The following is a 23,058-nucleotide window of genomic DNA, read 5'->3' on the forward strand; positions in this document are numbered from 1 at the left end:
TGATCATGAACGGTGCCGCAGGACCGTCGGCCGGCCCTCGTCCTCCCACTGCGCGAAGCGCGCCTCGATGAGCGGGCCGACGAGGTCGTACGTGTCCCACGTGTCCGGGACGCGGTAGACGTCCTCGGGCTCGCCGTCGTCGGGGCTCAGTGCGTCGACGTAGTCCTCGAGGTAGAGGCCGCCGTCGTCCTCGCCGCTCTCGTCGTCGCCGCCCGCGTAGTACGCGGTCGTGAACGCGGTGGCGACGTCGTCGAGATCCTCGTCGACGAGCTTGCCGTCGCACTGCTCGAGGACGAACGCGCCGGGCGTCGTCGCGCGCTCGCGCAGCGCGGCGATCTCGTCCGCGGCGTCGTCGGCGAGCTCCTCGGACGCATGCCCGGCGAGCAGCGCCCACGCGAGGAACATCCCGATGTGCGTCGCACCGGCCTCCGGGCCCGCCTCGGGCGGGTACCCCTCGCCGTCGGAGTGCCAGGACGCGTCGTCGTACTTCGTGGTCATGGCCGCGACGCTACCGCCTCCCGCCGACCACGACGTCGCTCCGCGTCGAGCACGACGTCCGCTGTCGCAAAGACGCTGTTGGCGACAGCAACGTCGTGTTCGACGCGGAGCGACGGTCAGGCGGCCAAGGCGCCCGCGAGGAGCTCGAGCGTGCGCGCGCGGCCCGGCGTCGCGTCGAACGGCTCGTCCTCGCGCGACGCGGCGACGGGGACGATCATCACCTCGTCGACGCCGTGCCGCGCGGCGAGCCGACGGACCTCGGCAGCGGCGGCGTCGGGCGTCCCGACGGCCCAGCGCTGGAGGCTGTCCGCGACCATCTGCTCGGCGAGGCCGTCGAGCGGGGTGGACTGGGCCTCCTCGACCGTCTCGAGAGCCGTGAGCGGCTTGCCCGACCGCAGGCGCGCCATCATGCGCGCCTGCGGCAGCGCCCGGGCGCGCGCCTCCTCGTCCGTCTCCGCGACGACGGCGTTGAGCGTGAGGAACGTGCGCGGCTCGGGGAAGGCCTCGCTGGGGCGGAACCCTTCGCGGTACAGCGCGAGGATCTCGTCGATGCCCTGGCCCGAGAAGTGGTTGGCGAACACGTACGGGAGCCCCAGCTCGGCCGCGAGGCGCGCGGAGTAGTCGCTCGACCCGAGGAGCCACGTCGTCGGTGCGCCGTCCGCCGCGGGGGTCGCGTGCACGTCGTACACCTGACCGCTCGTGAGGCGCAGCGTCGCGCCCTGCGGGCTCATGAGCGCGAGGATGTCGGTGACGTGCTGCGGGAAGCGGTCGACGTCGGCCGTCGGGCCGGTGATGCGCAGGAGCTGCGTGACGACCGGGTCCGAGCCCGGAGCCCGGCCGATGCCGAGGTCGATCCGTCCCGGGGCGATCGCTTCGAGCGCCGCGAACTGCTCCGCGACGACGAGCGGCGCGTGGTTGGGCAGCATGACCCCGCCCGACCCCACGCGGATGCGGTCGGTCACCGACGCCGCGGCGGCGATCATGACGGGCGGCGTCGACGCGGCGACCGCGGGCATGTTGTGGTGCTCGGCGAACCAGTAGCGCTCGAAACCGAGCCGGTCCGCGAGGCGGACCAGGTCGAGCGAGGCCCGCACGGCCTGGGTGCTGGACTGGCCCGACCGCACGGGTACGAGGTCGAGGACGGACAGGCGAGGGGACGCCGCGGCGCCGGGCAGGGTGCTCATCACAGGGGACAACCCCGCGCTCCGGCCCGACTATTCCGGCACCGGCGCGTCTCGGATGGCGCTCAGCGGGTCCGTCGTGCATCGTCACGGGAAGAGGCCGGTGCGGAGCGGCGACGTGACGCACCGGTGGACCCTGGGGCGAGGGGAGCCGGGTGTGGACGAGGAGATCAACTTCCACGCCGACGTGGCGCTGTACTACGACTTCGACGGCGTGCCGATCGACGAGCGCACGTGGCACGAGCTGCACGCCGATGACCGGTCCGTCGTCGGGCTCGACGTGGTCGGCGGATGGTCGGTCTACACGCGGTGGGTGGGGTACGACCGCTCCGAGGGCCGCATCCCGCTCATGTACTCGACGCGCGTGGAGCCGGGCGGGCTGTTCAGCTCGGCGTTCACGCGCGACGGCGCGGAGGTGCTGCACCGCCACGTCGTGGGCGAGCTGTTCCGGGGCGAGCCCGCGACGCGAGCGCTGTTCGACGTCACGCCGTGGGAGTACCCGGGCTTCGAGTGAGACGACCGGGGCTCGGCCGGCGGCTCGTTCGGAACGGAGGTCGGCTCACGGCCTCGCACCCGGCCCGCCGGGCAGCGGCTCGCGCAGGCCGCTCGCGCGCGCCACCGGGTTCCCGACGGCGGTCCGCACCGCCTCCTCGCTGCCCACCACGCGCACCGTGGCCTGTGCGCGCGTCACGGCGGTGTACAGCAGCTCACGCGTGAGCAGCGGTGACGTCGCGGGAGGCAGGACGAGCGTGACCCGGCCGAACTGGCTGCCCTGCGCGCGGTGCACGGTCATCGCGTGCACCGTCTCCACGGGAGGGAGCCGGTGCGTCCGGACCCGGAGCGGGGCCCGCGGGTCGCCGAACACCGCGACCACGCCCGTGCCGCCGTCGTCCGCGACGAGCACGCCCGTGTCGCCGTTGTAGAGGCCCACCTCGGCGTCGTTCGTCGTGACGAGCAGGGGGCGGCCCGCCACCCACGGCGAGTCCGTCGCGTGGTGCCCGGTGGCCTCCTCGACCCACGCCTCGACCTGCGCCGCCCAGCGGCCGCGGCCCGACGGTCCACGCCGGTGCGCGACCATGACGCGGTGCTGCGCCAGCGCGGCGAGGGCGCCCGCGGCGTCGCCGTCGCGGGCGGCCGCGACGAGCCGGCCGCCCGCCTCGACGGCGTCGCGGCGGACGGCGTCCATCGCCGCCTGGTCCGGCTCGTCGTCGGGACACTCGAAGAACTCCACCGACGCGTGACCGGCGTGCAGCACCTCCAGCACGCGTGCGGCGTCGCCCCGCCGGATCGCCGCGGCGAGCGGCAGGATCTCGGAGTCGCCGGACTGACGGTGGACCTCGCGCAGGCGGACGACCCCGTTGCCGAGCGCGGACCGGTCGTCGAGCTCGCCCGCGCCCGGCGCGTCGGCGCCGGCCGTGCCACTTGTCGGGGTCTCGTCCCCGGGGCGGTCGGCGAGCACCGCGTCGGCCGCAGCCCGGACGGCCGCGGTCCCCTCGGTGACCGGCGCACGGTGCACGAGGTCCCCGAGCACCGCGCCGGCCTCGACGGACGCGAGCTGGTCCGGGTCGCCGACGAGCACGAGCCGGGCGTCGGGGCGCAGCGCCTCCAGCAACCGGGCCATGAGCGGCAGGGCGACCATCGACGTCTCGTCCACCACCACGACGTCGTGCGGCAGGTGGTGGTGCGCGTCGTGCCGGAACCGGGTGCTGCTCCCGGGCTTGTAGCCGAGCAGCCGGTGGAGCGTGGTCGCGACGGGCGTCCCGACGCGCTCGCGGTCCGCCGGGTCGTCGAAGCCGGCGACGACGTCGCGCACGGCCTCCTGCAGGCGCGCGGCGGCCTTGCCCGTCGGTGCGGCGAGCGCGACGCGCAGGCCGGCCGCGCCCGTGCCCGGCCCGACGGCGTCGTGCAGGACGGCCAGCAGGCGCGCGACCGTGGTCGTCTTGCCCGTGCCCGGCCCGCCGGTGAGGACGGTGAACGGGCGGTGCACCGCGTGCGCGGCGGCGAGGCGCTGACGCGCGTCGCGCTCGGAGGGGAAGAGGCGTGAGAGCGCGGTGTCGAGGCGCGCGGCGTCCACGGGCAGGTCAGGGGCCGCGAGCCGGCCGTCGACGTCGTGGCGCACCGCGAGCTCGTCGCGCCAGTACCGGTCGAGGTAGAGCATCCCGCCCACCCAGCGGGCGGGGCGGTCGCCGGGACCGTCGACCCCGCTCGCGACGAGCGGGCTCGCCGCGACGGCGCGCGCCCACTCGTCGGCGGCGGGCCACGGCAGGCCCTCGGCGTCCGCGCGTGCGGCCTCCTCGTCCTCGGGCAGGCGCAGCACGCCGAGGTCGTCGAGGACGACGCACACGGACCCGCTGCGCACCGCGCGCACCGCGAGGGCGACGGCGAGCAGGACGCGCTCGTCGTGCTCCCCGGTGAGACGGCCGAGGCGCAGGGCGACCCGCAGGTCGGTCGCGGACACGACGCGCGCGGCGTTGAAGGCGGCGAGCCACGCCGGGACGCCGACGGCGAGCCGGGGGTCACCCTCGTCCGGGGGCGTGGGGGCTGCACTGGCCGCGGAGGCAGCGGTGGTGGTCACGGGCGGCCTCCGTCGAGCAGGGCGGACAGGGCGACGACGAGCCCCGGCGGAGGCGACCAGGCGACGACGCCGTACGGGGCGCCGTCGGGCCCGACGGGCGTCTCCGGCCCGGCCATGCCGCGCACGAACAGGTACGCGCCACCCGCGAGGTCGCGGTCGGGGTCGTAGCCGGGCACGCGCCAGCGCAGGTACCGGTGCAGCGCGACGAGGTACAGCACGAGCTGCAGGGGGTAGTGCGACGCGAGCATCGCGTCGCGGGTCGCCTCGGGGTGGTAGTCCCCGACGGCCAGCGGCAGGCCGGGCGGGCCGACCCGGTTCGTCTTGTAGTCGACGACCAGGTACCGCCTCGGGCCCGCGGGGTCGTCGCCCGGGACCCGCAGCACGGCGTCGATCGAGCCGGTGAGGTAGCCGCGCAGCGGCACCCCGCCGGTCATCGAGCCCGAAGTCCGCCCGGACTCCGACTCCGACTCGTCGGCGAGCGCGGCGAGCAGGTCGGGGTAGCGCACGAAGGCGTCGTCGGCGGGCAGGTGGGCGCGCAGGACGTCCGCGAGGTCGCGCAGCGTCGACGGACGGACGTCCGCGGTCTCGTCGCCGCCCGCCAGCGGCAGCTCGAACTCGAGCTCGGGCAGCCGGTCGCGCGGGTGGACGTCGGCGAGCGCGAGCCCGCCGGCGATCGGCCCGAGCGGGGTGCGCAGGGACAGGCCCAGCGCCGTGGCGAGCGCGACGGGCTCCACGCCGGGCACGCGCACCGTCGCGGCCTGGGCGCAGCGCGCGCGCACCTCCGCGTCGAGGTCGTCGGCGGCCGTGTCGACGTACTCGAGGATCTCGTGCACGAGGGTGCCGAACGCCGTGCCGCCCGGTTGCCCCTCGTACGGGGAGGGCACGTCGGCGCCAGGCCGTGCGGCCGGCGTCGTGGCCGCCCCGGAGATGGCCTCCGCGGTGCCGGTCTCCTCGGTCCCGGTCGTCTCCTCCGGCTCGTCCTGGATCCCCGGGTCCTCGGGCTCGCTCTCGACCCCGCCGACGGGCGCGTGGTGCGCGGCCGCGGTGAGCGCGGAGTACGACGCACGGCGCCACTCGCGGTCCGGCAGGTGCGCGGAGGCCGCGACCACGAGGTCGGTCGTGGCCCGTGCGCCGGGCGTCCAGCGCTCGCCCTTCGGCCGGGCGTCGACCTGCTCGACGACGACGGTCCCGCCGGAGCGTGCAGCGACGGCCTCGAACGCGGACCGGACGGCGTCGTCGCGCATCGCGTCGGGTCGGGCGTGGCGCCCGGGCTCACCACCGAGCAAGCGGTCGGCGAGCAGCAGCCGGGTCAGAGGCCCGGAACCGGTGCTGCGCTTGGTCGGGGTCCAGTGCACGACCACCTGGTGGCGCGCTCGCGTCAGCGCGACGTAGAGGAGCCGCAGGTCCTCGCCGAGCTCTTCGTCGCGCGAGCGCGCCCGGGCGTCCACGAACCCGGGCGACCCGACGCCGCCCAGGTGCAGCACGCGCCGGCCGTGGTCGTCGTGGAACGCGAAGAGCTCCTGGTCGTCCGGCTCGAACCGCTCCCAGCCGAACGGCACGTACACGACGCCGAACTCCAGACCCTTGGCCCCGTGGACCGTGACGACCTGCACCGCGGCGGCGTCCGTCTCCAGGCGCCGGGTCCGCTCGTCGGTGAACACGCTGCCCACCTCGGCGATGCGCGCGCGCAGCCAGGCCGTGAGCGCCGCCGTGCCAAGGCCCTCGGTCGCCGCCGCCTCGTGCAGCGCCTGCGTGACGTGGCGAAGGTCCGTCAGGTAGCGGTCGCCGTCGGTGCGGGCCATGATGCGGGCCGTCGACCCGCGCCGGGCGGCGACCTCCGCGACCGCCGCCACGCCGCGGTCCGCGAGCAGCCGCGCCCACGCGCGGACCGTGTCGCCCAGCTCGTCGTGGTCGGCGTCGTCGGCCGTCGCGAGGCGCTGCGCGTCCCAGCCGACGAACGGTGTGAGCGCGAGCGCAGTCGCGCGGCGGTGCAGGCCCGGCTGCTCCAGCGCGGCGAGGAGCGTGAGCCAGTCCTGCGCGGCCGCCGAGCCGAAAACGCTCGACGGACCCGACACGACCGCCGGGACCCCGAGCGCGACGAGCGCGGACCGGACCGCCTCCGCCTGCGCGTTGGTGCGGGTGAGCACGGCGACGTCGCGCGGCTCGAGCCCGCGCCAGCGTTCCTGTCCGTCCACGTCCTCACGAACGCGGTCCCCGCCGGCCGCGGTCCCCAGCCGGCCCGCGACGTCGGCGGCGACGTCCTTCGCGAGCAGCGCCCGCGCGTCGGGCGCCGAGGGTGCCGACGAGCCGCCGAGCCGGTACGCGCGCCGCGTGACCTGGCGAAGCCGGACCGGGGCGCCGCCCGCGAGGCGCGCCTCGGGGTTCGCCGCGTCCACCGGGCGCACGACGATGCGAGGGTCGCCGAGCGCCGTCTCACCCAGGAGTGCGTGCAGCCCGGCGAGTAGCGGGGCGTCGCTGCGCCAGCTCGTGCTCAGGGTCGCGGTGTCCTCGGAGTCCTCCACGGCTCGCAGGTACGTCACGACGTCCGCGCCGCGGAACGCGTAGATCGCCTGCTTCGGGTCGCCGATGAGCACCAGGGTGCGGTGACCGTGGAACGCCGTGCGCAGGATCTCCCACTGCTCGGGGTCGGTGTCCTGGAACTCGTCGACCATGACGACCCGGAAGCGCGACCGCACCCGCTGCGCCGCCGTCTCACCGTGCTCCGGGTCGGTGAGTGCCCGGCGCAGCAGCACGAGCAGGTCGTCGTAGTCGAGCAGGTGCATCGCGCGCTTGCGTGCCTCCACCTCGCGGCGTGCCGCCACCGCGACCTCGTAGCGCAACGCGGCCACGGAACCCTCGGCGGCGTCGGACGGCGCGACGACCGCGCCGTGGTCGCTCACCGCGGCGCGCGCGACGTCGCGTACATCCCTCGGGGAGAGGCCCGGCTCGGACTGGTCGGCGAACAGCCGGACGTACAGGTCGTCGGTGACCTCCTCGACGAGGTCCGCGACGTCGGGCAGGAAGCTGGTCGCGAGGTCGACGTCGGCGGCCGTGCCGAGCGCCGTGAGCATCTGCTGGCAGAAGCCGTGCGTCGTCGTGATGGTGGCGGCGTCGAGCTGGGACAGCGCGACCCGCAGCCGTTCCCGTCGGAGGTCGAGCTCGTCGTCGTCCACCGCCGCGAGGAACGCGACGAGGGGGTCGGGGTCGTTCGCCGGAGCGGGTCCGCGCAGCGCGTGCTCGGCCGTGACGAGCCGGTCGCGGACCCTGTCGCGCAGCTCGGACGTCGCGGCCCGGCCGAACGTGACGAGCATGATCTCCGGGAGCGCGGCGACCCCTTCGGCGACGTATCGCGTCGTGAGCGTCGCGATGGTGTGCGTCTTGCCCGTCCCCGCGCTCGCCTCGAGCACGACCGTCCCCGTCGGCAGGTCGCCGAACGGGTCGAACCGCCGCGGTGCCGCCTTCTCGCCCGGGGCACGACCGCCAGGGGTCGCCGCGCCGGGCGTCGTCGACGGCACGGCTCCCGCCGGGTGCGCGGACGTCGGGCCGCTCATCGGGCACCTCGCAGCTCGTTCTCCAGCAGGGGCTCCCACACGCGGCGCGCGAGCGCACCGAGCCGGGTCGGGTCGTCGGGGAACCGCTCGAGGTCGGCCGTCGTGGCGAGGCCCGCGAGGTCGGGCAGCGCAGGGTCGCGGCCCCAGGCGAGGACGACGTACGGGTCCTTGCGCTCGAAGCCCTTGTTCCACGCCCACCCGGCGCGCATCAGGGCGTCGCGCGCGTCGGTGGTGCGGCGCTCCTCGGCGTAGCGCAGGGAGACCTCGGGGAACAGGGGGAGGGGCGCGCGGGCTGCCTCGTCGCGCAGCGCGACGAGGTCCGCCAGGATCGTCCGGGCCGCCTCGGGCGACGGCGGCGTGAGCGTCGACCACGCGACGCCAGGACCGCGGGGCGAGCGTCCGACGGCGACGGCGTCCCACGGCCGGTCCGGGTCACCCACCGTGAGCGCGAGGGCCTGCACCCAGGCGCGCAGCCGGTGCTTGGGCCCGAGCCGCGAGTACTCCGTGCGCACGACGCGTGCACCGTGCACGCCCGGCACGGTCCCGACGACCGTGCGGCCGTCCGGCAGCGCGGCCCGGACGTCCACCGTCTCGGCGGAGCTCAGCACGTCGGGGCTCACGGGGCGTCCGGCGGCCGTGTCGGCCTCGCGCGCGGCCTCGACGGAGACGACGCGCAGCGGCCCGACCGACCGGATCACCTCCTGCAGCGCGGAGCGGCCGAGCTCGCGCGGCGGGACCTGGCCGCGCCGCCACTCGGCCTGCATCGCGCGGCCCGGGTCGACGCCGGCCAGCGCGGCGCGCAGCACCCGGTCGCCGACGCCCCAGCCGGCGAGGCCGGTGAGCGCGAGCGGGAGGCGGTCTTCCACGTCCTCCTCGTCCAGGACGAGGCCGACGTCGAGCGTGTGCTGCGCGAACCAGCGCGGCGCGTTCTCCAGCAGGCGGACGAGGTCGTCGAGCTCGACGTCGCGGCCGTCCTCGACGCCCGGCGCGGTCGCCGTACTGAGCGGAGTGGCGACGAGCGCGCCGACGGCGTGGGGCTCCCCGCGCGCGGCCCGCGCCCCGGAGAACGCGGCGCCGTCGTGGCTGAACGCGCCCGGGACGCCGAGGGCTCCCGGTGCGAAGTTGCGCTCGTCCACCGTCTGCAGGGGGTGGCGCACGACGACGTGCTCGCGCACGGGCCGCCCGTCCGCCGTCGTCGCCGCGCGGTCGAGCGCGTCGAGCAGCTCGGCGACCGGCACCGCCGGGGGCCGCGGGGCACCGGTCCGCTCGTCGGCGCCCGTGTGCACGACGACGAGGTGGTCGCCGGCCGCGGCGACGGCGTCGAGGAAGATCTGCCGGTCCTCGCTGCGGGCGTCGCGCTCGCCGATCTCCGGATGACGCGCGAGCAGGTCGTCGCCCGCGGGTGCTGCCGTCCGGGGGAACACGCCGTCGTCCAGGCCGAGGAGGCACACCACCCGGTGCGGGACCGAGCGCATGGGCTCGAGCGAGCACACCGTGAGCGCGCCCGTGCGGAAGCCGGCGCGCGTCGGGCGGCCGGCGAGCCGGTCGTCGAGCAGCGCCCGCACGTCCGCGAGCCGCAGCGCGACCCCGCCGTGGGCCGACCCAGCAGCGCGCACGTCCCCCAGGACGCGCCGCGCAGAGCCGATCTGCCACGCCTCCGTGGGCGGCGCCTCGGCGAGCAGGGTGAGCGCACGGTCGAGCGTGTCGAGCCAGTGCGCGAGCGGATGCGTACCGTCGAGCGCGCGCAGCACGTCCGTGAGCCGGGCGACGAGCTCCGCGAGCCGTCCCGCGAGGTCCACGTCCGTCGAGCCGACGTCGTCCAGCGGCAGCGCCGGCCCGACGAACCGCGCGTCCTCGTCCGCCATCGCCGCCCCGAGGAGGATGCGGTCGAGCGCGGCGTCCCACGTGCCCTGGCGCACGTGCGGGTCGATGCCGAACCGGGCGCGCCGCCCGCCGTCCTCGCCCCAGTGCACGCCCGCCTCGACCGCCCACTGCCGCAGGCGGTCGACGTCGTCGTCCGAGAACCGGAACAGCCGGCGCACCGGGGCGCTCGCGGCGAGGTCGAGCACCTCGGACGCGGTGACGCGACCGTCCGCGAGGCGCAGCAGCGTCGCGAGCAGGGCGAGGACGGGGTTTGTCGAGCCCGCCCCGCGGTCGGCCAGGCTCACGCGCAGCCGCTGCCCGGGATGTGCGTCGTCGCCGAGCTCGGGGACCGCGCCGAACGTCGCGGTGACGAGCGGGGCGAACGTCTCCACGTCCGGGCACAGCACGATGACGTCGCGGGCCTCGAGCGTCGGGTCCGCGGAGAACAGCCCGACGAGCGTCTCCCGCAGCACCTCGACCTGCCGCGCCCGGCCGTGGCACGCGAGCACCTGCACGGAGCGGTCGGCGGGGTCCAGCTCGTGGACGCGGCCGTGCGCGCCGTCGGGGGAGTCGGCGCGCAGCGCGGTCTGCAGGGCTCCGAGCAGCGTCGGCGGCGGCGCCGGGGCGTCGTGGTGGACCACCTCGGACCCCACGAGGCGTAGCTGCAGCTCCACCGAGTCGCGCGCCGTGGACGCGAGGAACGGGTGGCGCGCGAACGTGGGCAGGTCGGTGCGCCGGAGGCCGTCCACGCCCTTGGTGAGGTGACCGCGCGCGGAGGCGCCGCCGTCGTACTCCGCGACCTTGTCCCACAGCGCCGGCGACGGGTGCACGAGCCACAGGTGGACGTCGCGGTGCTCGGCGAGCGCGCGCAGGACGCGCAGCTCGTCCTCCGGGAGCCGCGTCGGGCCGAACACGGACAGCCGCGGCGGGAGGTCCACGACCGCCGGGTCAGCGTGCAGGGCTGCCACGGCCTCGTCGACCCGTCGTGCCGGATCGGTCCCGGGAACTGTCTCGACCAGCCGCCGCCACAGCTCCGGCTGCCACGCGAGGTCGTCGGGCGTCGTGCCGAGCGTGATTCCCCCAGGCTCGGTGGACGAGGCGGACCACGCGAGCACGACCTCGGGGCGCTGCCGGGCGTAGTCGACGAGCAGGTCCGCGAGACGACGCGCGAGCGTCAGCCGGCGTCCCCGGCGCACCTCGTCGCCGGGGTCACCGACGTAGCGCGCGAGCGGTGCGGCCCACGGCTCGCCCAGGTGGGCGTCGAGCACCTCCAGCACGGACCAGGCGAGGCGCTCGGGCCGCCACGGGTCGTCGTCGGGGTCGACGCCCGTGAGGTCCGCGACGACGCGCTCCACGAGGCGGCGCGGCCCGCGGAAGTCGACGTTCGCGCAGATCCCCGACATGGCGCCCTCGGCACCCAGGTGGTGCGACAGCCGCTGGGCGAGCCACCGCTCCACGCCGCGGGTCGGGACGGCGACGACGTCGGGCGTGAACGGGTCCTCCGGCGCGTCCGCGAGCACGGCGGCGAGCGGTGCGACGAGCGCCTCCGCGCGCTCGGACCGGTGCACGTGCAGCAACGAGGACCCCCATCGACCAGGAACGAGCGCCGACCGGTCGGCCGTGCGCTACGAGGAGGCTACGAGGTGCGTCCGACACGAGCGAACCGTCGTCCACAGCCAGGTCCCGGCGACTACCGTGGCCGGATGGTCGAGGCTCTGCGTGCCCTCAGTCCCGCGGAGCGAGCGGTGCTCGAGCGCTTGTGCGCCGGTGGGTGGGACGGCGCCGCCACGGCACGGGCGCAGGCGGGCGTCGTACGGGGGCCGCTCGCACGCAGGCGACGACCTCTGCTTCGCGCTGCACGTGCCCGACGGCGTCGCGCCCCCCGCGCGCGGCGGCGGTCCGGTCGCGACGCTGTCGGTCGTCGAGGGTGAGGACATGACAGGGATCGCCGGGCTCTGGGTGGAGGACGGACGCCTGCACGCCGTGGAGGTGTCGTGGTGGGTCGACCCCGAGCCGCGGAGCTTGCCGACGTCGGACCAGCTCCGAGAGGACGCGACGTGGCAGTGAGGGCACCAGCCGGTGCCTGGTACACGGTGGTAGACGGCGCGAGCACGGAGACGGTCAGCGCGCTGTGCCGGGGTGCGCTGCTGGTCTTGCGGGACCGGATCACGACACTGCAGATCGACGTGTACTCGGACGAGCCGTGGCCGCCGGACGTGATGGACGCGGTGGAGCGTCTGGACGAGATCCGGTACGCCCAGCAGGGACACCGCGCCCGGCGACGCGGGCGGGAGCCGGGCATCTCGGTCGTGCTCGACCCGCGCGACGACCACCACCTCGGGCTGGCTCTCGCCGTCGCCCCGTTCACGATCTGCGGCACCGGTTACGACGGCTGGCGGATGCTCTGGGACGTCAACGACACGGGAACGTCCCTCCTCTTCTCCTTGCTTCCCGCCGAGCTGGACGCCGTCCGTTCGTACGTGGACGAGCACGGCGGGCGGTCCGAGGACCTCGTCCCGTGGACGACGTCGCGAGGAGAGCGGGCACGCCGGGGAGTCGCGTGGTGGCGCGCTCGTCGCCCGTCAGCCGGCTGAGGCGACGAACACCCACTCGCGACCGGGGCGGTCGGGCGCGTCGCGCACGTCGTCGACCTCGAACCCGCACGCCGCGAGCGTCGCCTCGACCTCGTCGCGCTCGCGGAAGCGCAGCGTGGAGTCGGAGTGCAGCACCGTGCCGTCGGGCAGGACCGTCGTGTCGTGGAAGGAGACGTACGGGAGCGACACGTCGGTGACGTCGGTCCAGGACTCGACCGGACCGACGCCGGGCACGTCCACCCGCACGAAGGTCGCGTCGCGCCCCCAGCCCTCCCAGGCCCGACGCGCGGGCACACGCGTCTCGAACACCAGCCGCCCGCCGGGGACGAGCGCCGCGTGCACGCCGCGCAGGGTCGCGGTCCACGCCTCGTCGGCGAGGAAGACCTGCGCGACGTTCGCCGTCATCGTCGCGAGGTCGACCTGGAGCGGCGGCAACGTGGTCGCGTCGCCGTGCACCCAGCGCACGCGGTCCGCGCCGGGTTTGGTGCGTGCGACGTCGAGCGACGCGCCGGCCGGGTCGACGCCGACCACGTCGATCCCGCGCAGCGAGAGTAGGCACGCGAACGTCCCGGTGCCGCACCCGACGTCGAGCACGCGCCGCGCGCCGAGCTCGTCGACGATCGCGGCGTACACGTCGAGGTCGCTGCGGTCCTGGTCGAGCGGGTCGTAGAGAGCGGCGAGGCGGGGGTCGTCGAAGATCGCGTCGGGCACCTGCCGACCGTAGGCAGGGCGTGCCCGAGGTTCCATATCATTCCCGGAACGCTCGACGGGAGGTGTCCGTCAGCCAGCGCCCGGTTGCCACGGCTGCCAGCGGCCGTCGGGGAGCGTGGCGAGTCGGCGTCGTGCCGCGTGCCCGACGCCGCGCGGCAGCCGGGTGCGTCCCTCGCCCGCCGAGTACCCGCCGTCGGGCCGGTCGAGCCGGTGGGTGACCCAGGACTCGCGCGGGTCGGGCAGTGCCCGGCGCACGGACTCGGAGAGCTGCCCCGCAGCGACGCCGAGGACGAGGTCCTCGAGCCGCTCGGCCGCGCCTGCCGCGGTGTCGTCGCACGCGTCGCACCCGCACGACGGGAACGTGTCCTCGTGCAGCACCCCGGCGCGCACCACGACGCTCGGGTAGCCGGTGACGAGGAACGTCAGCGGCGCGGCGCCGTCGGACACCGGCGTGAGCCGGACCGCGCGCACGGAGTCCGCAACGACCTGGCGGAACCCCGCGAGCGCGGCGTGCGCGGGCTCGGCAGGCGAGTGCGACGAGAGGTCGACACCCCGCAGGTCGACGTCCTCGATGGCGACGGCGTACGTCGTCGCGAGGTGCCGGACGAGCGCGTCCGCGACGTCGACGAGCGGCGCGAACCGCTCGGGGTGGGAGTCGACGGAGTACGTGTCCTCGGGCGGCCCGTCGAGGTGCGCCCAGCGCTCGCCGTACTCGAACGGCGTCCCGGCGTCGTCGTGGAAGACCTGACGCGGGATCGGCGGGCGAGCGTAGGCGGTCACGGCGTCAGGCTAGGCGGGTCCACCACTGTCGAGCATGTGCTTTCGGCGGGAACCGGGTCAGGCGTTCAGGGCCTGCTCGACGTCCTCGATCAGGTCGAGCGGGTCCTCGAGGCCCACCGACAGGCGCACGGTCGTCTCCGCGATCCCGACGGCGGCCCGACCCTCCGGCCCGAGCTTGCGGTGCGTCGTCGTCGCGGGGTGGGTGACCATGGACTTCGCGTCGCCGAGGTTGTTGGAGATGTCGACGACCTGCAGCGCGTCGAGGAACGTGAAGGCGCGCTTCTTCGCCGTCTCGGCGTCGGTGCCCTCCGGCACGGCGAGGTCGAACGTCACCACCGTCCCGCCGCCGGTCTGCTGCGACATCGCGAGCTCGCGCTGCGGGTGCGACGCGAGGAACGGGTAGCGCACCCGCCCGACGCCGGGCAGCTGCTCCAGCGCCTCCGCCACGCGCTCTGCGTTCGCGTTCTGCGCCGCGACGCGCACGGGCAGCGTCTCCAGGCCCTTGATCAGCACCCACGCGTTGAACGCCGAGAGCGTCGGGCCCGTGTTGCGGATGAAGGTCTGCACCGGACCCCCGATGTACTCCTCGGTGCCCAGGATCGCCCCGCCGAGCACGCGGCCCTGGCCGTCGATGTGCTTGGTCGCCGAGTACACGACGACGTCCGCGCCGAGCTCGAGCGGCTTCTGCAGCAGCGGGGTCGCGAACACGTTGTCCAGCACGACCACCGCGCCGGCGGCGTGGGCCAGCTCGCTCACGCGTCGCGCGTCGACGATGTCCTGCATGGGGTTGGACGGTGTCTCGAAGAACACGACGTCCGCCGGCGTCGACAGCGCCTCCTCCCACTGCGAGAGCACGTGCCCGTCGACGTAGTCCGTCCGCACGCCCCACTTGGCGAAGATCTCGTCGAAGATGACGACGCTCGACCCGAACAGCGCTCGGGCCGCGACGATCCGCGAGCCCGACTGCACCAGCGCCGCCAGCGAGGTGAACACCGCCGACATGCCCGACGCCGTCGCGTAGCACGCCTCCGCTCCCTCGATCAGGCGCAGGCGCTCCTCGAACGCGTGGACGGTCGGGTTGCCGTAGCGCGAGTACACGAACCGGTCGAGCTCGCCCTTGAACGCGGCCTCCGCGTCCGACGCCCGGTCGTACGTGTAGCCCTGCGTGAGGAACAGCGCCTCGGACGTCTCCTGGAACTCCGTGCGGTGGTGCCCGCCGCGCACCGCGAGCGTCGCAGCGCGCGCGCTCGCCGGCAACGGCTTGCGCCCGGAGCCCCCGGGTACGCCCTGCCCGACGCCGGTCCCCGCGCTCATCGTGCGCCCTCGCCGTCCGCGGCGGCGGGCCCGGAAGCGGCGGGCGGGTACGTCGTCGTCGGCAGGCCGCGGACCTTCCAGCCCTCGACGTCCCGCAGGCCGGAGAAGCCCTGGGCCCCCTCGAAGCCCTCGAGCACGTTGTACGACGGGCCCAGCCCGGCGGCCGTGGCCGCGCGCGCCGCGCCGATCGAGCGCTGGCCCGAGCGGCACAGGAACACGACCGGGCGCTCGTCGCCCGGCTGCAGGCCCGCCTCGACGAGGCGGTCGAGGAACCGCGGGTTGGGTCCGGCAGGCGTGACCCACTCGTCGAACACGACGTCGCGGTCCAGCGCCGCGGCGTCGGGCACGCCGATGGTGCGCCACTCGCCCTCGGTGCGGACGTCGACGAGGACCGCACGCTCGTCGGCGACGAGCAGGTCCCACGCCTCCTGCGGGGTGATGTCGCCGGCGTACCCGGCGGCGGGTCGGGCGTCGGGCAGTGCCGAGACACGTGCCGACGTGGGCTGGGACTGGTCGCTCATGCGTCCTCCTCCATCGATCGTGGCAGTAGCACCCTCGCCCGGCCGTCTCGCGACGGACCGGGGGGTTGCTGCGGCGTCGACGTGCCACGTCACTCGGCCGCTCCGGATGGTTGCTCGGGATGTTACGCCACGCGTCCGGCGCGCGGAACGGGTGTCTCGGGGAGCGTCGCGCCGGGCTGGGCGACGGCGGCCCGGCCGCGCTAGCGTGGCCGCGCAGCCGAGCGGGGGTCCCGGCAGGCAGGGGGAGGGGATGCGTGTCGGACGACGCCGCGCGGTGGGCGCGTTCGTGGTCGGCGGCGTGGTCGTGGCAGGCGTCGTCCTGCTCTGGACGGCTCCCGACGGCGAGGAACCGCCGCAGACCGTGGTCGAGGTGCACGTCGTCGGTGACGACGCCACGCGGGAGCCAGGGGAGCGGCCGTCGGTCGCCGTCGTGCCGCCCGACGGCGCCGTGATGCGGCCCGACGGCGAGCTGGTCGTCCCGCTCTCACCAGGCGACCCCGCGGCCGGTGAGCTGCACACGGGCGAGCCGGTCGAGCTGTCAGAGCTCACCGTCGGCGGGTACGAGGGCTGGTGGAGCGGCGACGGGAACGGCGAGGCGTGCGACGCCTACGCCGACGCGCACCCCGCCGTCGTCCTCGTGAGCACGCGGACGGGTGCCGTCATCGAGGCGCACACGGACGGCGCGCGCCTCCAGCACCCGCCGCAGACCCCACCGGGGGACCCCGCTGCGTGGCCCGCGAACTCCGTCGTCGTCCTGGAGGCCGGGACGGGCGAGGTGCTCGAGTCGTTCGAGGTCGACGAGAGCGGCTGGCCCACGGGCCCGCCGCCCGTGCGCTGCGTCCCGCCATCCGAGACGCCCTGACCACCGGTTGACACGCCCCGTGCCGCGCGCACATCCTGGGACACAGGTCATGAGTGCCAGCGTGAAACCCCGGTTTGCTGGCCGGCAACCCTCCTCTCGCGGCGGGGTGCCCCGGGTGACGACCAGGCCGCACGCCGACCGGCGCGTGGCAAGCGCGGGGAGCACCCTCCCCGGACTGCCCTCGGAGGACCGTGCCATGACTGCTCTCGCCGACGTCTCGTGTCCGACGGCCGCCCCGTCGGACGCCCCTGACCTCGCGGCGCTCGCCGACGCGCCCGCCCTGCTGCCCGTGGTCGGGGCGGACACGCTCGTCCCGCTCGTCGACGGCCGCAGCGTTCCGTACGCGAACCTCGACGTCGCGGCGTCGGCCCCCGCGCTGCGCTCCGTCGCCGACCGGGTCACCGAGGTCCTGCCGCTCTACGCGAGCGTGCACCGCGGCGCGGGCTACCTGTCGCAGGTCTCGACCGCGCTCTACGAGGCGTCGCGTCGCACGATCGGCGCGTTCGTCGGCGCTCGCGAGGGCGACGTCACGGTCGTCACGCGCAACACGACCGACTCGCTCAACCTGCTCGCGGGCTGCGTCCCGGCGAACGCGGACGGGACGCCCGGTCGCGTCCTGGTCCTCGACGTCGAGCACCACGCGAACCTCCTGCCGTGGCAGCGCACGGGCGGCGCGACGGTCCTCGCGGGCGGCGCGTCCGTCGCGGAGACGCTCTCGGGCCTGCGCGCCGAGCTCGCGCGCTTCCCGTACGCCCTGGTCGCGGTGACCGGCGCGTCGAACGTCACGGGCGAGTCGCTGCCCGTCGCGGAGGTCGTGCGGGCCGCGCACGACACCGGCGCGCGTGTCGTGCTCGACGGCGCCCAGCTCGTCCCGCACCGCGGGTTCTCGCTCGCGGGCTCGGGCGTCGACTACGTCGCCTTCTCCGGCCACAAGACCTACGCGCCGTTCGGGTCGGGGGCGCTCGTGGGCCGTCGGGACTGGCTCGACGCGGGCACGCCCTACCTCGCCGGCGGCGGCGCGGTGCGCCAGGTCGGCCTCACCGAGACGGTGTGGCAGACGGCGCCCGCGCGCCACGAGGCCGGGTCGCCCAACGTCGTGGGCGCCGTCGCGCTCGCCGCGGCCTGCGACGCGCTCGCAGCCATCGACCCGGCCGCGCTCCACGCCCACGAGGCGACGCTGCGTGCTGCCCTCGTCGCCGGGCTGGAGGCGGTCCCCGGGGTGCGCGTCGTGCGCGTGTGGGACGACGCCGCTGACCCGGTCGGCGTCGTGACGTTCTCCGTCGAGGGCCACGACCCCGGCCTCGTCGCCGCCTACCTCTCGGCCGAGCACGGCATCGGCGTGCGCGACGGCCGGTTCTGCGCGCACCCGCTCCTCGCGCGCCTCGGGTACGACGCCGGCGCGATCCGCGCGTCGGTGGGCGTCGGGACCACGGGCGCGGACGTCGTCCGCCTCGTCGAGGCTGTGCGCGTCTACGTCGAGCAGGGCCCGGCGACGCGGTACGAGGTCGTCGACGGCTGCTGGACCGTCGCCGACGACCCGCGGCCCGTCCCCGCCGGATCGGGGCTCGAGGGCCTCTTCGCCACCGCCGCGGCGGGCTTCCTCGCTGACGCCGCGAACTGCGGTCCCGCCGTCTGACCCGAGATGGCGACGCCCGGCCGAGATAGCGACCGCCCGCTGGCTCCGGAGGCTGTGCGTCGCCATCTCGGCGGCTGATCGCAATCTCGCGAGGGTGCCGACGTCGCCGTTCACCGGACCGTCGACGAGCGTTGTCCGCGACGTCGCCGAACCCTCTTGGCGGCGCCGTGCGCGTGTGCTCTGATATGCGCTGTGCTGCACGACGTCGTCCTCACGGGCCACGGATTCCGGCTGGAACCGCTCGCCCTGGAGCACGCTGAGACACTGGCCGCCCTCGTCGACGAGGGGATGTGGTCGGGCATGAGCATCTCCATGCCCTTCGGGGTCGCCGGGATGGCCGAGCTGGTCGCCGCGACCCGCGCGGCACCCGACCTGACGGGCTTCGTCGTACGCGCGGTCGACGCCGATGGCGCCGTGGGCGAGGTGCTCGGCAGCACCGCGTTCCGCGACCTGTCGCTCGTGGACCGCCGGGTCGAGGTCGGTCGGACGTTCTATGCCCGCTCGACGTGGGGCAGCCTCGTCAACCCCGTGACCAAGTGGCTGCTCCTGCGCCATGCCTTCGAGACCTGGGACGTGCACCGCGTCGGGTTCCGCGTCGACACGCGCAACGAGCGGTCGCTGGGCGCCATGCGCCGCCTGGGTGCCTACGAGGAGGGCGTGATGCGCGGCCACCGCACCGCGCCGGACGGCACGCGCGCCGACTCCGTCATGTTCTCGGTCCTCGCGCCCGAGTGGCCGACCGTCGAGGTGGGACTGCTCGCGCGGATCACCGCGCCGCGCGTCGTGCCCGTGCTGGCCCCGGCGCACCAGCCCGAGATGCTCCCGCTCGTGGCCTCGTGACCGGTCTGCCGTCGGGCGCGCGTCGCAGGTCCCCTGACACGCCGCGAGGGCCCCGCCGGAGCGGAGCCCTCGCGAGCCGGTAGCGGCCGGACTACTTGTCGAACGCGTCCTTGACGTCGTCGCCCGCCTGCTTGACGTTGGCCTTCGCCTGCTCGCCCTTGCCCTCGGCTTCCAGGCGCTCGTCGTCCTTCGCCTTGCCGGCGCCTTCCTTGATCTTGCCCTTCGCCTCTTCGGCAGCGTGCTCGATCTTGTCTCCGAGACCCATGGGGTCCTCCTCTCGTCCGGTTCCTCGAACGTAGGCACGGTGCGCGCGACTCGCACCTGGGAGCGTGCCGTGCAGTGTGGTGGGATGGCCCGGTGCAGCACGAGATCCTCCTCGAAGGCTTCGGCGTCCGGCTCGAACCGCTCGCCGAGCACCACGCCCCGCAGCTCGGCGCGATCGTCGACGACGGGATCTGGGCGGGCATGTCCAGCCCGACGCCGCGCGGCACCGAGGCGATGACGGCGTACGTCCGCGACGCCGTCGCCGCGCCGGGCCGCCTCGCGTTCGCGGTCCTCGGCTCCGGCCCGAGCGCGGGTTCGGGCACCAGGACCGGCGAGGTGCCCGACGAGGCCGTAGGCCGCGTCCGTGGCACGACCTCCCTCTACGAGTGGGTGCCCTCCCAGGGCCGAGTCGAGCTCGGCTCGACGTTCTACGCGCGCGAGTGGTGGGGCGGGACGACGAACCCGGCCTGCAAGTACCTGCTCCTGCGGCACGCGTTCGAGAGCCTCGGCGTCTCGCGGGTCGCGCTGCGGGCCGACGCACGCAACAGCCGCTCGATCGCGGCGATCCGACGGCTGGGCGCCGTGCCGGAGGGCGTGCTCCGCAGCCACCGCGTCGCGCCCGACGGGTCCCGCCAGGACACCGCGTACTTCTCGATCCTCCTCGACGAGTGGCCGACGGTCCGCGACGGTCTGCTGGCCCGCCTCGACGCCCTCGTGGGTCCCGCGCAGACGGGGCCTGTGGACAACGGATCGGAGAGGCCCGTGCGCCCGTAGCGTGCGACGAGCCCCGAGAACCGGGGCCGCCGTCGAAGGGGGCCGCACGCCATGCACGACACACCGCCCGAGCCCGTCTGGGACTGGTAGAAGAGGGAGCGACCGCGACCGCGTGCCGAGCGGGTCCGCGTCGACCTGCCGCCCGCTCCGGGGTCGGTCCATCGCGCCGGGACCGTCGTGGTGTACTTCGGCCTCGCCGCGAGCGCGTGCGCCGGCGTCGCCTTCGCCATGCTCCTCGTGACCATGGTCTTCGACTCCGCCGGGGATCCGCCGCCCGACGGCGTGATCTGGCTCGTCATGGGCGTCGGCGCGTGGGGATTCGTGCAGATCGTGCTGGGCGGGATGGTGACGAGCGCCTGGAGCGCCAGATGGGTGCTCGTCGGTGTCAGCGCCGTGAGCGGTGCCATGAGCCTCTGTGCCCTCGTGTGGACGCTGCTGCTGATCCCCGGTGCGAGCCCGTACTGGGTGCCGGTCCTGCCCGGGATGCTGTGCGCTACCGCCCTCGACATCGCGTCGGTGCGCGTCGCGCTGAGGCATGACGTGCGCGACTACGCCCGGGCCGTCCGGCAGGCACGCCGGGCGGCCCGGGCGGCCACGAGAGCCGTCAGGCGCGCGGCGTGACGCGGCCCGACAGGTGGAGTCGGCCCTTGCCGTCCCAGGCCTGGTAGACGACGCCCGCCGTCGGGTCGCCCGCGCCGTCGGGCACCGCGGTCGGCACGTGCCCGACGACGTCGCGCACCTCGGCCGGTACGTTCCCGGCCGGGCGCAGCGCGACGTCGACCGTGCTCGGCAGGAGGACGGGCTTCGCGAACGACACGGTCCAGTCGTAGGTGTCGCCGCGACCCGGGCCCGCCTCGGCCAGCGCGCGGGCGGCGGTGTACATGCCGTGCGCGATGGCGCGCGGGAACCCGAACGCCTTGGCGCCGAGCGCCGAGGTGTGGATGGGGTTGCGGTCGCCGGAGACCGCCGCGTACGCGCGACCGGTCCCCGCGCCGAGGGTCCAGCGTGCGGTGGGGAGCGGCGGGACGAACGTGTCAGACCCCGATGACGCCCGGGCGTCCTGCGGTGCTGACACGTCCGGGAGCGAGACGCCCTTCGCCAGGTAGGTCGACACGCCGCGGTACGCGAGCGTCGTCGCCGCCAGCCCGCTGCCCGCGGACCGCTCGTCGTCGGTGCGCTCGACCGAGACCTCCGTGACGAGGTCCACCTGGACCCCGCGCCGGTGCGGGCGCAGTCCCTGCGCCCAGGCACGCACCTCGAGAACGTCCCCGAGCCGGACCGGGCGCAGCACGGACGCCGAGTTCGCGAGGTGCACCATGCCGAGCAGCGGCAGCGGGAAGTCGGCGCGCACCATGACGGCCGTCGCGAGCGGGAACCCGAGTACTTGCAGATGCCCGGCGGGCAGCACCTCCGACGGCGCCTCGCCCACCAGCTCGGCGTACCGCGCGAGGTGTGCGGCGCTCCCGACGGCTCCGGGAGCCGCGTCGTCCCCGGTCGGCACGCCGGCCACGCGGTACGCGACGTCGGGCAGTGTGAGGTCGTGTCGCCCGGCCCGGACCGGGAGCCGGTGGGCCGCCGCGATCCGGCCCGACGCCGCGAGCCCGCGCACGTACAGACCGCCCAGCCCTGGGACCGCAGGAAGCGTCTCGACGCGCGCGGGAGGGGTGGCCTCGAAGGCCGCGCCGCCGTCGGCCACGGTCACCGGGCCGGTCACCGGCCCACCAGGTTCTGCCCGCACACGCGCAGCACCTGGCCGGTGACGCCCGACGCCGCCGGCGAGGCGAGGAACGCGATCGCCTCGGCCACGTCCACCGGCTGACCACCCTGCTGCAGCGACGCGACCCGGCGCGCCACCTCGCGCTGGACGAACGGGATCGACGCCGTCATGTCCGTCTCGATGAACCCGGGCGCGACGGCGTTCGCCGTGCCCCCCGGCCCGCCGGGCGCCCCCAGCAGCCGCGCGAACGCACGCGTGTGGCCGATGACGCCCGCCTTGGAGAACGCGTAGTTGGTCTGGCCGCGGTTGCCTGCGATGCCGCTCGTCGAGGCGAGCGACACGATGCGCGGCTCGGACGAGAAGCCGTTCGCGCCGAGCAGGTACCCCGTGATCCGGAGCTGCGCGGCGAGGTTGACGGCGACCACCGCGTCCCACTTGTCCGCCGACATGTTCGCGAGGAGCTTGTCGCGCAGGATCCCGGCGTTGTGCACCAGGACGTCCAGCCCGCCGTGGCGCGAGCGGGCGTGCTCGAGGATGCGCGCGCCCGCGTCGTCGGCGGTCACGTCGAGCTGCAGCGCCGTGCCCCGGATCTCGTTCGCGACCTTCGCGAGCGTCTCGCCCGCCGCCGGGACGTCCACCACGACGACCCTCGCGCCGTCCCGCGCGAGCGTGCGCGCGACCTCGGCACCGATGCCGCGTGCCGCACCGGTGACGACGGCGACCTTGCCCTCCAGGGGACGCTCCGTGCGCGGGTCGGGTCCGGTCGTCGTGCCGGTGCCGACGTGGAGGAGCTGGCCGTCGACGAAGGCCGACCTGGCCGAGAGGAAGAAGCGGAGGGCGGCGAGGACGCTCGGGCTGTCGACGGGGGCGTCGTCGATCACCTGGACGCCGTTGCCGGTGGAGCCGTAGCGCAGCTCCTTGGCGACGGAGCGGAGGAAGCCGTCGACACCCTCGCGCGCGGCGGCGAGGGCGGGGGAGTCGCCGTCGGCCGGGGCGCGCGAGACGGTCACGACGCGGCCGTTGGGCGCGAGGCGGCGCAGGTTCGCGGACAGGGCCAGGACGGGGACAGAGGCGTCCTCGGGGCGCTCGACACCGCTGAGCACGACGACGATCGCGCCCCAGCGGGTCGTGTCGTCGGCGGTCTGGCGGACGTCGAGGTCCCAGGCGAGCAGAGCGTCGGCGACGCGGTCGGCGTCGTCGCGGACGCCCGGCGTCCCGCCGAGGACGAGGACGGGGCCCACGGTCAGGGGGTCGCCCGCGCGGTACCGGCGCAGGACAGCGGGCCGGGGGAGGCCGAGCTTCTTGGCGAGCGTCTTGGTGAAGCCGGAGTTGACGGCCTGGACGTACGAGTCGGTCACGTTCGTTCCTCTCGGTGGC

The 23,058-nt window shown here is 75.5% G+C and carries 20 protein-coding genes and 2 riboswitches; of the genes, 8 read left to right on the plus strand and 12 right to left on the minus strand.

The window, feature by feature from the left end; all coding sequences use genetic code 11:
* Positions 1 to 3 precede the first annotated feature (3 nt).
* A complete protein-coding gene (locus ACMXGY_RS02905) occupies positions 4 to 498 on the minus strand; it encodes a DUF7832 domain-containing protein (protein ID WP_483775386.1) in 495 nt (164 codons plus the stop codon).
* A gap of 116 nt (positions 499 to 614) precedes the next feature.
* The gene (locus ACMXGY_RS02910; RefSeq protein ID WP_483775387.1) at positions 615 to 1,682 is read right to left on the minus strand and encodes an LLM class flavin-dependent oxidoreductase; all 1,068 of its coding nucleotides are present in this window, start codon (positions 1,680 to 1,682) and stop codon (positions 615 to 617) included.
* 154 nt (positions 1,683 to 1,836) lie between these two features.
* Between ACMXGY_RS02910 and ACMXGY_RS02915 the strand changes: the two genes are divergently transcribed.
* Entirely contained in the window at positions 1,837 to 2,193 is a 357-nt protein-coding gene (locus tag ACMXGY_RS02915; protein WP_483775388.1) for a hypothetical protein, read from the plus strand.
* A 45-nt stretch (positions 2,194 to 2,238) separates the two neighbouring features.
* Here the strand turns inward: ACMXGY_RS02915 and recD are convergent, their stop codons facing one another.
* From recD to recC, 3 genes are read right to left on the minus strand one after another with little or no spacing between them, the layout of a single operon-like run.
* Positions 2,239 to 4,254, minus strand: a complete 2,016-nt coding sequence (gene recD, locus ACMXGY_RS02920; protein WP_483775389.1) for an exodeoxyribonuclease V subunit alpha — start codon at positions 4,252 to 4,254, stop codon at positions 2,239 to 2,241.
* Positions 4,251 to 7,805, minus strand: a complete 3,555-nt coding sequence (locus ACMXGY_RS02925) for a UvrD-helicase domain-containing protein (protein ID WP_483775390.1) — start codon at positions 7,803 to 7,805, stop codon at positions 4,251 to 4,253. Before ACMXGY_RS02925 ends, recD begins: the two co-directional genes overlap by 4 nt.
* Complete coding sequence (recC, locus tag ACMXGY_RS02930; RefSeq protein ID WP_483776773.1) at positions 7,802 to 11,236, minus strand: exodeoxyribonuclease V subunit gamma; 3,435 nt, start codon at positions 11,234 to 11,236, stop codon at positions 7,802 to 7,804. The genes ACMXGY_RS02925 and recC overlap by 4 nt, the downstream gene beginning before the upstream one ends.
* Positions 11,237 to 11,603: 367 nt before the next feature.
* Between recC and ACMXGY_RS02935 the strand changes: the two genes are divergently transcribed.
* Both ACMXGY_RS02935 and ACMXGY_RS02940 read left to right on the plus strand, forming a co-directional pair.
* Entirely contained in the window at positions 11,604 to 11,735 is a 132-nt protein-coding gene (locus tag ACMXGY_RS02935; protein WP_483775391.1) for a hypothetical protein, read from the plus strand.
* Complete coding sequence (locus ACMXGY_RS02940) at positions 11,726 to 12,262, plus strand: hypothetical protein (protein WP_483775392.1); 537 nt, start codon at positions 11,726 to 11,728, stop codon at positions 12,260 to 12,262. The genes ACMXGY_RS02935 and ACMXGY_RS02940 overlap by 10 nt, the downstream gene beginning before the upstream one ends.
* Here the strand turns inward: ACMXGY_RS02940 and ACMXGY_RS02945 are convergent.
* The 4 genes from ACMXGY_RS02945 to ACMXGY_RS02960 form a co-directional block, all read right to left on the minus strand.
* Positions 12,251 to 12,973, minus strand: a complete 723-nt coding sequence (locus ACMXGY_RS02945) for a class I SAM-dependent methyltransferase (RefSeq protein WP_483775393.1) — start codon at positions 12,971 to 12,973, stop codon at positions 12,251 to 12,253. The two genes, ACMXGY_RS02940 and ACMXGY_RS02945, sit on opposite strands and share 12 nt — an antisense overlap.
* A 69-nt stretch (positions 12,974 to 13,042) precedes the next feature.
* Positions 13,043 to 13,753, minus strand: coding sequence for a DUF6226 family protein (locus ACMXGY_RS02950; protein ID WP_483775394.1), 711 nt, complete (start codon positions 13,751 to 13,753; stop codon positions 13,043 to 13,045).
* A gap of 57 nt (positions 13,754 to 13,810) precedes the next feature.
* Entirely contained in the window at positions 13,811 to 15,067 is a 1,257-nt protein-coding gene (locus ACMXGY_RS02955; RefSeq protein WP_483775395.1) for an O-succinylhomoserine sulfhydrylase, read from the minus strand.
* Positions 15,064 to 15,588, minus strand: a complete 525-nt coding sequence (locus ACMXGY_RS02960) for a rhodanese-like domain-containing protein (RefSeq protein ID WP_483775396.1) — start codon at positions 15,586 to 15,588, stop codon at positions 15,064 to 15,066. Before ACMXGY_RS02960 ends, ACMXGY_RS02955 begins: the two co-directional genes overlap by 4 nt.
* A gap of 7 nt (positions 15,589 to 15,595) precedes the next feature.
* Positions 15,596 to 15,701: riboswitch (SAM riboswitch) on the minus strand.
* Positions 15,702 to 15,838: 137 nt separating this feature from the next.
* Between ACMXGY_RS02960 and ACMXGY_RS02965 the strand changes: the two genes are divergently transcribed.
* From ACMXGY_RS02965 to ACMXGY_RS02975, 3 genes are all read left to right on the plus strand, one after another.
* Entirely contained in the window at positions 15,839 to 16,450 is a 612-nt protein-coding gene (locus tag ACMXGY_RS02965; protein ID WP_483775397.1) for a hypothetical protein, read from the plus strand.
* Positions 16,451 to 16,495: 45 nt separating this feature from the next.
* A riboswitch (SAM riboswitch) is annotated at positions 16,496 to 16,611 on the plus strand.
* A gap of 35 nt (positions 16,612 to 16,646) precedes the next feature.
* A complete protein-coding gene (locus tag ACMXGY_RS02970) occupies positions 16,647 to 18,086 on the plus strand; it encodes an aminotransferase class V-fold PLP-dependent enzyme (RefSeq protein ID WP_483775398.1) in 1,440 nt (479 codons plus the stop codon).
* A 192-nt stretch (positions 18,087 to 18,278) separates the two neighbouring features.
* Positions 18,279 to 18,926 (plus strand): GNAT family N-acetyltransferase, encoded by a 648-nt coding sequence (locus ACMXGY_RS02975; protein WP_483775399.1) that lies wholly within the window; start codon positions 18,279 to 18,281, stop codon positions 18,924 to 18,926.
* A 91-nt stretch (positions 18,927 to 19,017) separates the two neighbouring features.
* Here the strand turns inward: ACMXGY_RS02975 and ACMXGY_RS02980 are convergent, their stop codons facing one another.
* Positions 19,018 to 19,191 (minus strand): CsbD family protein, encoded by a 174-nt coding sequence (locus ACMXGY_RS02980; RefSeq protein ID WP_483775400.1) that lies wholly within the window; start codon positions 19,189 to 19,191, stop codon positions 19,018 to 19,020.
* 92 nt (positions 19,192 to 19,283) lie between these two features.
* On the opposite strand from ACMXGY_RS02980, the gene ACMXGY_RS02985 reads away from it, so the two are divergent.
* The gene (locus ACMXGY_RS02985) at positions 19,284 to 19,964 is read left to right on the plus strand and encodes a GNAT family N-acetyltransferase (protein WP_483775401.1); all 681 of its coding nucleotides are present in this window, start codon (positions 19,284 to 19,286) and stop codon (positions 19,962 to 19,964) included.
* A 177-nt stretch (positions 19,965 to 20,141) separates the two neighbouring features.
* Positions 20,142 to 20,585 (plus strand): hypothetical protein, encoded by a 444-nt coding sequence (locus ACMXGY_RS02990; protein ID WP_483775402.1) that lies wholly within the window; start codon positions 20,142 to 20,144, stop codon positions 20,583 to 20,585.
* Here the strand turns inward: ACMXGY_RS02990 and ACMXGY_RS02995 are convergent.
* Both ACMXGY_RS02995 and ACMXGY_RS03000 read right to left on the minus strand, forming a co-directional pair.
* The gene (locus ACMXGY_RS02995) at positions 20,569 to 21,678 is read right to left on the minus strand and encodes a MaoC family dehydratase (protein ID WP_483775403.1); all 1,110 of its coding nucleotides are present in this window, start codon (positions 21,676 to 21,678) and stop codon (positions 20,569 to 20,571) included. The genes ACMXGY_RS02990 and ACMXGY_RS02995 overlap by 17 nt on opposite strands.
* Positions 21,675 to 23,039, minus strand: a complete 1,365-nt coding sequence (locus ACMXGY_RS03000) for a 3-oxoacyl-ACP reductase (protein WP_483775404.1) — start codon at positions 23,037 to 23,039, stop codon at positions 21,675 to 21,677. Before ACMXGY_RS03000 ends, ACMXGY_RS02995 begins: the two co-directional genes overlap by 4 nt.
* Between the last annotated feature and the right edge of the window lie 19 nt (positions 23,040 to 23,058).

The organism is Cellulosimicrobium sp. G4 BAM 1002 (genome assembly GCF_057126935.1).

Excerpts from the sequence above, each read along its gene's own strand:
- ACMXGY_RS02905 (WP_483775386.1), bottom strand. The coding sequence starts at position 498 with ATGACCACGAAGTACGACGACGCGTCCTGGCACTCCGACGGCGAGGGG.
- ACMXGY_RS02910 (WP_483775387.1), bottom strand. The coding sequence starts at position 1,682 with ATGAGCACCCTGCCCGGCGCCGCGGCGTCCCCTCGCCTGTCCGTCCTC.
- ACMXGY_RS02925 (WP_483775390.1), bottom strand. The coding sequence starts at position 7,805 with ATGAGCGGCCCGACGTCCGCGCACCCGGCGGGAGCCGTGCCGTCGACG.
- ACMXGY_RS02935 (WP_483775391.1), top strand. The coding sequence starts at position 11,604 with ATGACAGGGATCGCCGGGCTCTGGGTGGAGGACGGACGCCTGCACGCC.
- ACMXGY_RS02955 (WP_483775395.1), bottom strand. The coding sequence starts at position 15,067 with ATGAGCGCGGGGACCGGCGTCGGGCAGGGCGTACCCGGGGGCTCCGGG.
- ACMXGY_RS02960 (WP_483775396.1), bottom strand. The coding sequence starts at position 15,588 with ATGAGCGACCAGTCCCAGCCCACGTCGGCACGTGTCTCGGCACTGCCC.
- ACMXGY_RS02965 (WP_483775397.1), top strand. The coding sequence starts at position 15,839 with ATGCGTGTCGGACGACGCCGCGCGGTGGGCGCGTTCGTGGTCGGCGGC.
- ACMXGY_RS02970 (WP_483775398.1), top strand. The coding sequence starts at position 16,647 with ATGACTGCTCTCGCCGACGTCTCGTGTCCGACGGCCGCCCCGTCGGAC.
- ACMXGY_RS02980 (WP_483775400.1), bottom strand. The coding sequence starts at position 19,191 with ATGGGTCTCGGAGACAAGATCGAGCACGCTGCCGAAGAGGCGAAGGGC.